Origin of the sequence: Pseudomonas sp. UBA6315, from assembly GCF_002438125.1 — a bacterium.
GTDB classification, from domain to species: domain Bacteria; phylum Pseudomonadota; class Gammaproteobacteria; order Pseudomonadales; family Pseudomonadaceae; genus Aquipseudomonas; species Aquipseudomonas faucium.
In genome coordinates this window covers 1-11942 of record NZ_DJTF01000110.1, presented here as the reverse complement: position 1 = coordinate 11942, position 11942 = coordinate 1, and the positions used below count along the sequence as shown (strand labels likewise).

Below are 11942 nucleotides of genomic sequence, written 5' to 3'. Positions count from 1 at the left end.
TTGGCAGTACTGGGTCTGGACTTTATTCTGACCGCCTTGATGTTTGGAGATTTCTGATGCAAAACCGCACCCTGGAAATCGGTGTCGGCCTGTTCCTCCTGGCCGGGATCCTGGCGCTGCTGCTGCTGGCCCTGCGTGTCAGCGGGCTGTCGGCCAGCCCGAGCAGCGATACCTACAAAGTTTATGCTTACTTCGACAATATCGCCGGTTTGACGGTCAGAGCTAAAGTGACCATGGCCGGCGTGACGATCGGCAAGGTCACCGCCATCGATCTGGACCGTGATTCCTACACCGGTCGGGTGACGCTGCAGCTGGACAAGTCGGTGGACAACCTGCCGACCGACTCCACTGCCTCGATCCTGACCGCCGGCTTGCTTGGCGAGAAGTACATCGGCATCAGCGTGGGCGGCGAAGAAGAGGTGCTCAAGGACGGTGCAACCATCCATGACACCCAGTCTGCCCTGGTGCTGGAAGATCTGATTGGCAAGTTCCTGCTCAACACCGTTGGCAAGGAACCGAAAGAAGCGCAACCGGCTAATTAAGGAGTTTCCATGATTTCGATCTTGCGACGTGGCCTGCTGGTCCTGCTGGCGGCCTTCCCCCTGCTGACCCTGGCAGCGCAATCGCCCCATGACGTGGTGCAGAGCACTACCAACGAGCTGCTCGGGGATCTGAAGGCCAACAAGGAACAGTACAAGAGCAACCCGCAGGCGTTCTACGATGCGCTCAACCGCATCCTCGGCCCGGTGGTCGATGCCGACGGCATTTCCAAGAGCATCATGACCGTCAAGTATTCGCGCAAGGCCACGCCTGCGCAGATGCAGCGCTTCCAGGAAAACTTCAAGCGCAGCCTGATGCAGTTCTATGGCAACGCCCTGCTCGAGTACAACAACCAGGGCATCGTCGTCGATCCGGCCAAGGCCGATGATGGCAAGCGCGCCAGCGTCGGCATGAAGGTCACCGGCAACAACGGTGCCGTCTACCCGGTGCAGTACACCCTGGAGAACCTGGGTGGCGAGTGGAAGGTGCGTAACGTGATCGTCAACGGCATCAACATCGGCAAGCTGTTCCGCGACCAGTTCGCCGACGCCATGCAGCGCAATGGCAACGACCTGGACAAGACCATCGACGGCTGGGCCGGCGAAGTGGCCAAGGCCAAGCAGGCGGCCGACAACTCTCCCGAGAAGGAAGTGAAATGAGCGAGGCCGGTGTAAGCATGGCCGAGCCGGGCGTGCTGCGCCTGGCCGGCGTGCTGGACTACCGCAGCGGCCCGGCCTTGCGCAAGCAGGGCAGGGCGTTGATCGCCGCGGCCCGCGAAACGCAGCTGGTGCTCGATTGCGCGTCGGTCGAGAAGTCGTCCAGCGTTGGCCTTTCGCTGCTGCTGGCGTTCATCCGTGACGCCCAGGCGGCAGGCAAGGTCTGCGAAGTGCGCGGCATGCCGGACGACATGCGGGAAATTGCCGGGGTCTATGACCTCGATGAAGTACTGGCGAGCTGATGGCTCGTCACTGATGGAGGCCCCTCGGTCAGCGCGCCCACTCGGTGGGCTTCGCAGGCGAGGGGCTTTTTTGTATGATGGCCGACCCGTGCGCATCGGGCGCCGATTGAGGTTGAGCATGCAGGCCGTAGAAGTTAAGAGCTTCCTTGAAGAAAAATTGCCGGGATCCCGGGTCGAAGTTGAAGGCGAAGGCTGCAACTTCCAGTTGAACGTGATCAGCGATGAACTGGCTGGCCTGAGCCCGGTCAAGCGCCAGCAGGCAATCTATGCTCACCTGAATCCCTGGATCGCCAATGGCAGCATCCATGCGGTAACCATGAAATTTTTCAGCAGCGCAGCCTGGGCTGAGCGCACCTGAGCCAACTTGGCGGCGAGACTCCAATGGACAAACTGATTATTACTGGCGGCGCTCGCCTCGACGGCGAGATTCGCATTTCGGGCGCGAAGAACGCGGCCCTGCCGATTCTGGCGGCGACCCTGCTGGCCGATGGCCCGGTCACCGTGGGCAACCTGCCACACCTGCACGACATCACCACCATGATCGAGCTGTTCGGGCGCATGGGCATCGAGCCTGTGATCGACGAGAAGCTGGCGGTGGAGATCGACCCGCGCACCATCAAGACCCTGGTCGCCCCCTACGAGCTGGTCAAGACCATGCGCGCCTCGATCCTGGTGCTCGGCCCCATGGTCGCGCGCTTCGGCAAGGCCGAAGTGGCCCTGCCAGGCGGCTGTGCCATCGGTTCGCGTCCGGTCGACCTGCACATCCGCGGCCTCGAGGCCATGGGTGCGACGATCGAAGTGGAAGGCGGCTACATCAAGGCCCAGGCGCCTGAAGGCGGCCTGCGTGGCGCGCAGTTCTTCTTCGATACCGTCAGCGTCACTGGTACCGAGAACATCATGATGGCCGCTGCCCTAGCCAAGGGCCGCAGCGTGCTGCAGAACGCCGCGCGCGAGCCGGAAGTGGTCGACCTGGCCAACTTCCTGATCGCCATGGGCGCCAAGATCCAGGGCGCTGGCACCGACACCATCACCATCGATGGCGTCGAGCGCTTGCACTCGGCCAACTACCGGGTCATGCCGGACCGTATCGAGACCGGTACCTACCTGGTAGCCGCTGCCGTGACCGGTGGCCGCGTCAAGGTCAAGGACACCGACCCGACCATCCTTGAAGCGGTGCTGGAAAAGCTCAAGGAAGCCGGTGCCGACGTCACCACCGGTGAAGACTGGATCGAGCTGGACATGCACGGCAAGCGGCCCAAGGCCGTCAACCTGCGCACCGCCCCGTACCCGGCCTTCCCGACCGACATGCAGGCGCAGTTCATCTCGCTCAACGCCATTGCCGAAGGCACTGGCGCGGTCATCGAGACGATCTTCGAAAACCGCTTCATGCACGTGTACGAAATGCACCGCATGGGCGCGCAGATCCAGGTCGAAGGCAATACCGCCATCGTTACCGGCGTGCCGTCCCTCAAGGGCGCCCCGGTCATGGCCACCGACCTGCGGGCTTCGGCCAGCCTGGTGCTGTCGGCCCTGGTCGCCGATGGCGATACCCTGATCGACCGCATCTACCACATCGACCGTGGTTACGAGTGCATCGAAGAAAAACTGCAGATGCTGGGCGCGAAGATCCGTCGCGTACCGGGCTAGTCATCTGCCCGGGAGCGGGTTGCGGCACCGGTTTGGCCGGTGCCGCAACCCGCTCCCGCACACGAATTGTATGCGGTCGGGCCCAGGCCCGGCCGGCAGTAGCCGCTTAAGGACCGACGTTCCAATGTTGACCATCGCGCTTTCCAAAGGCCGCATCCTCGACGATACCCTGCCGTTGCTGGCCGAAGCCGGTATCGTGCCGACCGAGAATCCGGACAAGAGCCGCAAGCTGATCATCCCCACCACGCAGGACGACGTGCGCCTGCTGATCGTGCGTGCCACCGACGTGCCGACCTATGTCGAGCATGGTGCCGCCGACCTGGGCGTGGCAGGCAAGGACGTGCTGATGGAGTACGGCGGCCAGGGCCTGTACGAGCCGCTGGACCTGCAGATCGCCCGCTGCAAGCTGATGACCGCCGGCGTGGTCGGTGCACCGGAGCCCAAGGGGCGCCTGCGCGTGGCCACCAAGTTCGTCAACGTTGCCAAGCGTTACTACGCCGAGCAGGGCCGCCAGGTCGACATCATCAAGCTGTACGGCTCGATGGAACTGGCCCCGCTGATCAACCTCGCCGACAAGATCATCGACGTGGTCGACACCGGCAATACCCTGCGTGCCAACGGCCTTGAGCCCCAGGACCTGATCGCCACGATCAGCTCGCGCCTGGTGGTCAACAAGGCATCGATGAAGATGCAGCACGCCCGCATCCAGAGCCTGATCGACACCCTTCGCCAGGCGGTCGAGTCGCGACACCGCGGCTAACTCACTACCTTCTGTGCGCGACTTTCGCAGTCGCGCCCGTCTGTCCGCGTCACAGCCACTTTTCTCGGGTGCCCGCGCGGATCGACTGGTAGCCTAGGGCGCCTGAGCATTCGCTAATAATCGAGGCCCTCGCCATGACCGTGTCCACTGCAATTGCCCGTCTCAACGCTGCTGACCCGGATTTCGCCCGACATCTGGATCATCTGCTGAGCTGGGAAAGTGTGTCCGATGACGCGGTCAATCAGCGCGTGCTCGACATCATCAAGGCCGTGCGCGAGCGTGGCGATGCGGCGCTGGTGGAATTCACCCAGCGTTTCGATGGCGTCGATGCCAAGACCATCGACGACCTGATCCTGGGCCGCGAGCGCCTGGAACTGGCCCTGACCCGCATCACCCCGACCCAGCGTGAAGCCCTGGAAAAAGCCGCCAACCGCGTGCGCATCTACCACGAGCGGCAGAAGCAGGATTCCTGGCAGTACACCGAGGCCGACGGCACCGTGCTGGGGCAGAAGGTCACCCCGCTGGACCGCGCGGGCCTGTACGTGCCGGGCGGCAAGGCGTCGTACCCCTCGTCGGTGCTGATGAACGCCATTCCGGCCAAGGTCGCGGGTGTCACCGAGGTGGTGATGGTGGTGCCTACCCCGCGTGGCGAGGTCAACGAGCTGGTGCTGGCTGCTGCCTGCATCGCCGGCGTCGACCGGGTGTTCACCGTGGGCGGTGCCCAGGCGGTCGCGGCGCTGGCCTACGGCACCGAGAGCGTGCCGCAGGTCGACAAGATCGTCGGCCCCGGCAACATCTACGTGGCCACTGCCAAGCGCCACGTGTTCGGCCAGGTCGGCATCGACATGATCGCCGGCCCTTCGGAAATTCTCGTGGTGTGCGACGGCCAGACCGACCCGGACTGGATCGCCATGGACCTGTTCTCCCAGGCCGAGCACGATGAAGACGCCCAGGCCATCCTGGTCAGCCCGGATGCCGACTTCCTCGACCGCGTTGCCGCCAGCATCGACAAGCTGCTGCCAACCATGGAGCGCGCCGAGATCATCGAAAAATCCATCAACGGCCGCGGTGCGCTGATCCAGGTGCGTGACATGCAGCAGGCCATGGAAGTGGCCAACCGCATCGCCCCCGAGCACCTGGAGCTGTCGGTCGCCGACCCGCAGGCCTGGTTGCCGCAGATCCGCCACGCCGGCGCGATCTTCATGGGCCGCCACACCAGCGAGGCGCTGGGCGACTACTGTGCAGGCCCCAACCACGTGCTGCCGACCTCCGGCACCGCGCGCTTCTCGTCGCCGCTGGGCGTGTATGACTTCCAGAAGCGCTCGTCGATCATCTTCTGCTCCGAAGCAGGTGCCTCCGAGCTCGGCCACACCGCCTCGGTGCTGGCCCGTGGCGAATCGCTGACGGCCCACGCCCGCAGCGCCGAATTCCGTATCCTGACCCAAGGCAAGGGGAACTGAACATGAGTCGATTCTGGAGCCCCTTCGTCAAGGACCTGGTGCCTTACGTGCCGGGCGAGCAGCCCAAGCTGGCGCGGCTGGTCAAGCTGAACACCAACGAGAACCCCTATGGCCCGTCGCCCAAGGCGCTGGAAGCCATGCGCGGTGAGCTCAACGACAACCTGCGCCTGTACCCGGACCCGAACAGCGACCGGCTCAAGCAGGCGGTGGCCGAGTACTACGCTGTAACCCCCGCCCAGGTATTCGTCGGCAACGGCTCGGACGAGGTGCTGGCGCACATCTTCCACGGCCTGTTCCAGCACGGCGGCCCGCTGCTGTTCCCGGATGTCAGCTACAGCTTCTACCCGGTGTACTGCGGCCTGTACGGCATCCCGTTCGAACAGGTGCCGCTGGACGAGCAGTTCCAGATCCGCGTGCAGGACTACAGCAAGCCCAACGCCGGCATCATCTTCCCCAACCCCAACGCGCCGACTGGCTGCCTGTTGCCGCTGCAGGCGATCGAGCAGATGCTGCAGGCCAACCCGGGCTCGGTGGTGGTGGTGGACGAGGCCTACATCGACTTTGGCGGCGAAACGGCGATCAGCCTGGTAGGGCGTTATGACAACCTGCTGGTGACCCAGACCCTGTCCAAATCGCGCTCGCTGGCCGGTTTGCGCGTCGGCCTGGCAGTCGGCCACCCGGACCTGATCGAGGCGCTGGAGCGGATCAAGAACAGCTTCAACTCCTACCCGCTGGACCGCATGGCGATCGTCGGCGCAGCTGCAGCCTTCGAAGACCAGGCGTATTTCGCGGACACCTGCCGCAAGGTGATCGAGAGCCGCGAGGCCCTGGTCGAGCAGCTCGTCGCCAAGGGGTTCGAGGTGTTGCCATCGGCCGCCAACTTCATCTTCGCCCGCCACCCGCAGCAAGATGCCGCGCAACTGGCGGCGCGCCTGCGTGAGCAAGGGGTGATCGTGCGTCACTTCAAGCAGCAGCGCATTGCCCAGTTCCTGCGTATCACCATTGGTACGCCAGAGATGAACCAGGCACTGATCGACGCCTTGGGTTGATCGAGATCGGGGCCGCTTTGCGGCCCCGATGCTTTTCCACTGCTGTTGCCTGTTATTCGGGGTTCCAGTAAGCTCCGAAAATTCATCGGATGATTGGTTGAGTATCATGAGCAGCGAATTGCCTAGACGTTCCTTGGTCGAGCTCGCCGTGGAACGTATGCGCGAGCGCATTCTGCAGGGCGACTGGCAAGTGGGTGAACGCCTGCCCACCGAACCGGTGCTGGCCGTGGAAATGGGCATCAGCCGCAATACCGTGCGCGAAGCCATGCGGGTATTGGCATTCAGCGGCCTGGTGGAAATCCGCCAGGGCGATGGCAGTTACCTGCGCACCTGCCAGGACCCGCTGCAGGCGGTGCTGGCAATGTCGCGCTGCACGCCGGAGCAGGCACGGGAAACCCGGCACATCCTCGAAAGCGAGGCCATCGGCCTGGCGGCGCTGCGGCGCACCGAAGCAGACCTGCAGGGCCTGCGCGAAGCGCTGCAGGCCAGCGCGGGGCACTTTCATGGCGATATCAATGCCTACGTCAGCTGCGACCTGGTGTTTCACCAGCGCCTGATCGATGCCGCGCACAACCCGGCCTTGAGCGAGCTGTACCGGTATTTCTCCGGTGTAGTGGGGGCCGCGCTGCAGCACAACATGACCACCGTGCCACGCTGCCAGGCGACCTTCGACCTGCACGGGCAGATCCTCGCCGCCATCGAACAACGCGATGCGCAGCAGGCCAAGCGCCTGAGCCGCACCCTCATCGAATCCTGACCACGAGAAGCCCATGGCTGAACCAATGACCCGCGAGCGCGAGCTCGATGAACTGCTGATCGATGCCGAAGCCGACGACGCGCAGGTACAGCAACAGCCTGTGGTGCTGCAGCGGCCGTGGTTGCTGCTGCTGGGGCTGGTGCTGGTGGCGCTGAACCTGCGCCCCGCGCTGTCGAGCATGGCCCCGGTGCTTGGCCAGGTGTCCGAAGGCCTGGGCCTGAATGCATCGCAAGCCGGCCTGCTGACCACGCTGCCTGTGCTGTGCCTGGGGCTTTTCGCGCCACTGGCGCCGATCCTGGCGCGGCGCTTTGGCAGCGAGCGGGTGATCCTCGGCATCCTGCTGACCCTGGCGCTGGGCATCCTGGTGCGCAGTGCGCTGGGGGCGGTCGGGGTGTTCGTGGGCAGCCTGCTGGCGGGCGCCAGCATCGGCATCATCGGGGTGTTGCTGCCGGGTATCGTCAAGCGTGATTTCCCGCAGCATGCCGGGACCTTGACCGGCGTCTACACCATGGCCCTGTGCCTGGGCGCCGCCATGGCGGCAGGGGCCACGGTGCCGCTGAGCCAGCACTTCGACGGCAGCTGGGCCCTGGGCCTGGGCTTCTGGATGATCCCGGCGCTGCTGGCGATGCTGGTCTGGTTGCCCCAGGCGCGCCAGGGCCACGGCCTGCACAAGGTGGCCTACCGGGTGCGCGGGCTGTGGCGTGACCCGCTGGCCTGGCAGGTCACCCTGTACATGGGCTTGCAGTCCTCGCTGGCGTACATCGTGTTCGGCTGGTTGCCGTCCATTCTGATCGGCCGTGGCTTGAGCCCGACCGAGGCTGGGCTGGTGCTGTCCGGCTCGGTGATCGTGCAGTTGATCAGCTCGCTCGGTGCGCCTTGGCTGGCGACCCGGGGCAAGGACCAGCGCCTGGCCATCGTGATCGTGATGCTGGTGACCCTGGCGGGCCTGTTCGGTTGCCTGTATGCCCCCATCGACGGGCTCTGGGGCTGGGCGGTGCTGCTCGGGCTGGGGCAGGGCGGCACCTTCGCCCTGGCGCTGACGCTGATCGTGCTGCGCTCGAAGGACGCCCACGTGGCGGCCAACCTGTCGAGCATGGCCCAAGGGGTGGGCTATACGCTGGCGTCCATGGGGCCATTCGCGGTGGGCCTGGTGCACGACATCACCGGCGGCTGGGCGGCCGTGGGCTGGATCTTCGCCGTGCTGGGTATCGGCGCCATCGTGTTCGGGCTTGGGGCCGGGCGGGCGCTGCACGTGCAGGTGACCAGCGAGAAGCTCTGAGCATTCACTGGCCCTATCGCCGGCAAGCCGGCTCCCACAGGTACAGCGCAGGCCTTGAGGGCAGCTGGCTTGCCAGCGATGGCGGCGGTACTGGCATCCACGGGCGCGGCAGATTATCGTGCTGCTTTCGACTGCCAGGAGGGCCCCGCCCCATGAGCGACGCCAACCGTGACCTGATCACCCGCTTCTACCAGGCGTTCCAGCGCCTGGACGCCGAAGCCATGGTGGCCTGCTACAGCGACGATATCGTTTTCAGCGACCCGGTCTTCGGCACCTTGCGCGGGCGTGATGCCGGCGACATGTGGCGCATGCTCACCACCCGGGCCAAGGATTTCTCCCTGACCTTCGACCAGGTGCGTGCCGACGCCGGCAGCGGCTGTGCCCATTGGGTGGCCACCTACCTGTTCAGCCAGACCGGCCGCGTGGTCATCAACGATATCCAGGCGCGCTTCGTCATTCGCGACGGCCTGATCTGCCAGCATGACGACAGCTTCGACCTGTGGCGCTGGTCGCGGCAGGCGCTGGGCATGCCGGGTGTGCTGCTGGGCTGGACGCCGATGCTGCAGAACAAGGTGCGCCAGCAGGCGTACAAAGGGCTGCGTGCCTTCCAGCAGGCAAATTGAGCGGTTGCGAAGAAAAGATGGCGAGCGATGTATCCACGACCCCGGTGAGCAAGCCTTGGTATGTCTACCTGGTAAGGGCTGCCAATGGTTCGCTGTACTGCGGCATCAGCGATGACCCGCAGCGGCGGTTCGCCGCGCATCAGAAGGGGCAGGGCGCCCGTTACTTCAAGACCAGCCCGGCGCAGGCGCTGGTGTATGTCGAGCAATGGCCGGACAAGGGCGAGGCGCTGCGCCAGGAGCGCCTGGTAAAACGCCTGCGCAAGTCGGCCAAGGAGGCGCTGGTGGCCTCCTATGGCGGGCAGTCGCTCAGTCCTTGCGGCGCTTGAGCTGATCCACCAGCTGCGTCGGCAGGCCCTTGATGATCAGGGTGCCAGCCACCTCGTCGTATTCCACCTTGTCACCCAGCAGGTGCGCCTCGAAGCTGATTGACAGGCCTTCGGCGCGCCCGGTGAAGCGGCGGAACTGGTTCAGGGTGCGCTTGTCTGCCGGGATCTCGGGCGACAGGCCATAGTCCTTGTTGCGGATGTGGTCGTAGAACGCCTTGGGGCGGTCTTCGTCGATCAGGCTCGACAGCTCTTCCAGGGTCACCGGTTCGCCCAGCTTGGTCTGGGTGGTGGCGTAGTCGACCAGGGTCTGGGTCTTTTCGCGGGCGGATTCTTCTGGCAGGTCTTCGCTTTCGACGAAGTCGCTGAAGGCCTTGAGCAGGGTGCGGGTCTCGCCCGGGCCGTCGACGCCTTCCTGGCAGCCGATGAAGTCGCGGAAATAGTCCGACACCTTCTTGCCGTTCTTGCCCTTGATGAACGAGATGTACTGCTTGGAGTTGTGGTTGTTCTTCCACTCCGACAGGTTGATGCGCGCCGCCAGGTGCAACTGGCCCAGGTCCAGGTGGCGTGACGGCGTCACATCCAGCTCGGCGTTCACCGCCACGCCTTCGCTGTGGTGCAGCAGGGCGATCGCCAGGTAGTCGGTCATGCCTTGCTGGTAATGGGCGAAGAGGATGTGGCCGCCGGTGGACAGGTTGGATTCTTCCATCAGCTTTTGCAGGTGCTCGACAGCCACCCGGCTGAAGGCGGCGAAGTCCTTTTCGTCTTCCAGGTACTGCTTGAGCCAGCCGCTGAGCGGGTAGGCGCCAGACTCGCCGTGGAAGAAGCCCCAGGCCTTGCCCTGTTTGGCGTTGTAGCTGTCGTTGAGGTCGGCCAGCAGGTTCTCGATGGCGTCCGATGCTGCAAGCTCCGTATCCCGTGCATGGAGCACGGCGGGGCTGCCATCGGGCTTCTTGTCGATCAGGTGGACGATGCAGTGACGGATTGGCATGGAGGTCTCGGCGAGTCTGGGGCGGTCAGGGGCCGCGCTGCAAAAGTCGTCCAGTTTACCCCAGGTCACAGGCGCTGCAGTGGCCGGATGTTGGCAGAAATGCCGGTTGTTCGTTTTTTGTTCAATTTTGTGCGATTTCGGCTGAAAGCCCCGAAAAACCTGCATAAAAACCACCTGGGCAGCGGATATTTCTGCATTCCTGTGGTAGCTTTGCGCGGTCTTGCGCACCTCGGGTGGCGCATTGCTGGCAGCGTGCTTACGCCGTGTCGAACCAAACGCCGATTTGCGTATCTACATTCGCGATTGGCGCGGCCCTCCAGTATTCCGGGGCTGGCCCGATAACGTCGTAGAACGCTGCATAACCACTGAATTAGATAGGGAAGGAACACCACCATGGCATTGACCAAAGACCAACTGATTGCCGACATCGCCGAAGCCATCGACGCGCCGAAAACCACCGCTCGCAACGCGCTGGAGCAACTGGGCCAGATCGTTGCCGACCAACTGGAAAACGGCGCTGAAATCACCCTGCCAGGCATTGGCAAGCTGAAAGTCTCCGAGCGTCCTGCCCGTACCGGCCGCAACCCTTCGACTGGCGCTGCCATCGAAATCGCTGCCAAGAAAGTCGTCAAGTTCGTTCCGGCCAAAGGCCTGACCGACGCCGTCAACAAGTAATTGTTGATGCGTTGACAAAACCGCGCCCGGCTTGCCCGGGCGCGGTTTTTTCATGCCTGTGATTTGCGCCGGGCGTTCCAGGCCTGGCGTGCGTCGTCGTCATGGAAGCTCCAGGCGACCATGCGGCTCTGCTTCTGCCCCTGGCCCATCTCGACGATGCGCCGCGCCTTGACGCCGGCCTTGCTCAGCGCCGCTTCGATACCCGGCAGGTTGCTGGCCTTGGACACCAGGCTGGTGAACCACAGCACCTGTTGCGCGTACTGCACGCTTTCGCCGACCAGTTGGCTGACGAAGCGAATCTCGCCGCCCTCGCACCACAACTCGTTGTTCTGCCCGCCGAAGTTGAGCACCGGCAGCTTGCGCTTGGGGTCCTGCTTGCCCAGGTTCTTCCACTTGCGCTGGCTGCCGCGGGTGGCTTCTTCGCGTGAGGCATGGAAGGGCGGGTTGCACAGGGTCAGGTCGAAGCGCTCGTCGGCCTGTAGCAGGCCGTCGAGGATGTGCTTGCGCTGGCCTTGCAGGCGCAGGGCGATGCCCTTGTTCAGGCCGTTGGCCTGCACGATGGCCTTGGCCGAGGCCAGGGCCACGGGGTCGATGTCGCTGCCCAGGAAGCGCCAGCGGTAGTCGCTGTGGCCCAGCAGCGGGTAGATGCAGTTGGCGCCCACGCCAATGTCCAGGGCGCGCACCTGGGCGCCCCTGGGCACCTCGCCGGCGTTGTCCTCGGCCAACAGGTCGGCGGCCACATGGATGTAGTCGGCGCGGCCGGGTATTGGCGGGCACAGGTAGTCGGCGGGGATGTCCCAGTGCTGGATGCCGTACTGGGCCTTGAGCAAGGCGCGGTTGAACACCCGCACGGCTTCGGGGTTGGCGAAGTCGATGCTGG

General features: G+C 64.5%; 15 protein-coding genes. 13 read left to right on the top strand and 2 right to left on the bottom strand.

The window, feature by feature from the left end; translation table 11 throughout:
* Positions 1–56: 56 nt before the first annotated feature.
* The 12 genes from mlaD to B3E94_RS13795 all read left to right on the top strand — a co-directional run bounded on the left by mlaD (position 57) and on the right by B3E94_RS13795 (position 9399).
* On the top strand, positions 57–542 hold the full coding sequence (gene mlaD, locus B3E94_RS13850) for an outer membrane lipid asymmetry maintenance protein MlaD (RefSeq protein WP_176514589.1): 486 nt from the start codon (positions 57–59) through the stop codon (positions 540–542).
* Positions 543–551: 9 nt separating this feature from the next.
* Complete coding sequence (locus B3E94_RS13845) at positions 552–1199, top strand: MlaC/ttg2D family ABC transporter substrate-binding protein (RefSeq protein WP_176514591.1); 648 nt, start codon at positions 552–554, stop codon at positions 1197–1199.
* Positions 1196–1498 carry an STAS domain-containing protein gene (locus B3E94_RS13840; protein WP_236236738.1) on the top strand — a complete coding sequence of 101 codons (303 nt, stop codon included), beginning with the start codon at positions 1196–1198 and terminating at the stop codon, positions 1496–1498. The genes B3E94_RS13845 and B3E94_RS13840 overlap by 4 nt, the downstream gene beginning before the upstream one ends.
* A gap of 118 nt (positions 1499–1616) precedes the next feature.
* Positions 1617–1856 (top strand): BolA family protein, encoded by a 240-nt coding sequence (locus B3E94_RS13835; RefSeq protein ID WP_003255121.1) that lies wholly within the window; start codon positions 1617–1619, stop codon positions 1854–1856.
* A gap of 23 nt (positions 1857–1879) precedes the next feature.
* On the top strand, positions 1880–3145 hold the full coding sequence (gene murA / locus B3E94_RS13830) for a UDP-N-acetylglucosamine 1-carboxyvinyltransferase (protein WP_236236737.1): 1266 nt from the start codon (positions 1880–1882) through the stop codon (positions 3143–3145).
* Positions 3146–3269: 124 nt separating this feature from the next.
* Positions 3270–3905 (top strand): ATP phosphoribosyltransferase, encoded by a 636-nt coding sequence (hisG, locus tag B3E94_RS13825; RefSeq protein ID WP_012316063.1) that lies wholly within the window; start codon positions 3270–3272, stop codon positions 3903–3905.
* Positions 3906–4039: 134 nt separating this feature from the next.
* Positions 4040–5365, top strand: a complete 1326-nt coding sequence (gene hisD / locus B3E94_RS13820; RefSeq protein ID WP_176514597.1) for a histidinol dehydrogenase — start codon at positions 4040–4042, stop codon at positions 5363–5365.
* Between the two features lie 2 nt (positions 5366–5367).
* Complete coding sequence (hisC, locus tag B3E94_RS13815; RefSeq protein WP_176514599.1) at positions 5368–6414, top strand: histidinol-phosphate transaminase; 1047 nt, start codon at positions 5368–5370, stop codon at positions 6412–6414.
* 106 nt (positions 6415–6520) lie between these two features.
* Complete coding sequence (locus B3E94_RS13810; RefSeq protein ID WP_176514601.1) at positions 6521–7171, top strand: FadR/GntR family transcriptional regulator; 651 nt, start codon at positions 6521–6523, stop codon at positions 7169–7171.
* 13 nt (positions 7172–7184) lie between these two features.
* Positions 7185–8450 carry a CynX/NimT family MFS transporter gene (locus tag B3E94_RS13805; RefSeq protein WP_236236734.1) on the top strand — a complete coding sequence of 422 codons (1266 nt, stop codon included), beginning with the start codon at positions 7185–7187 and terminating at the stop codon, positions 8448–8450.
* A gap of 152 nt (positions 8451–8602) precedes the next feature.
* Entirely contained in the window at positions 8603–9073 is a 471-nt protein-coding gene (locus tag B3E94_RS13800; protein WP_286913928.1) for a nuclear transport factor 2 family protein, read from the top strand.
* Positions 9074–9090: 17 nt separating this feature from the next.
* Positions 9091–9399 (top strand): GIY-YIG nuclease family protein, encoded by a 309-nt coding sequence (locus tag B3E94_RS13795; protein ID WP_286913927.1) that lies wholly within the window; start codon positions 9091–9093, stop codon positions 9397–9399.
* On the opposite strand, the gene yejK is transcribed toward B3E94_RS13795, so the two are convergent.
* Positions 9380–10387, bottom strand: coding sequence for a nucleoid-associated protein YejK (gene yejK / locus B3E94_RS13790; RefSeq protein ID WP_176514609.1), 1008 nt, complete (start codon positions 10385–10387; stop codon positions 9380–9382). The two genes, B3E94_RS13795 and yejK, sit on opposite strands and share 20 nt — an antisense overlap.
* Positions 10388–10780: 393 nt before the next feature.
* On the opposite strand from yejK, the gene B3E94_RS13785 reads away from it, so the two are divergent.
* Positions 10781–11062 carry an HU family DNA-binding protein gene (locus tag B3E94_RS13785; protein ID WP_027920195.1) on the top strand — a complete coding sequence of 94 codons (282 nt, stop codon included), beginning with the start codon at positions 10781–10783 and terminating at the stop codon, positions 11060–11062.
* A 50-nt stretch (positions 11063–11112) separates the two neighbouring features.
* Here the strand turns inward: B3E94_RS13785 and rlmF are convergent.
* Positions 11113–11942, bottom strand: an 830-nt coding sequence (gene rlmF / locus B3E94_RS13780; protein WP_286913926.1) for a 23S rRNA (adenine(1618)-N(6))-methyltransferase RlmF, incomplete at its 5' end; no start/stop codon positions are given.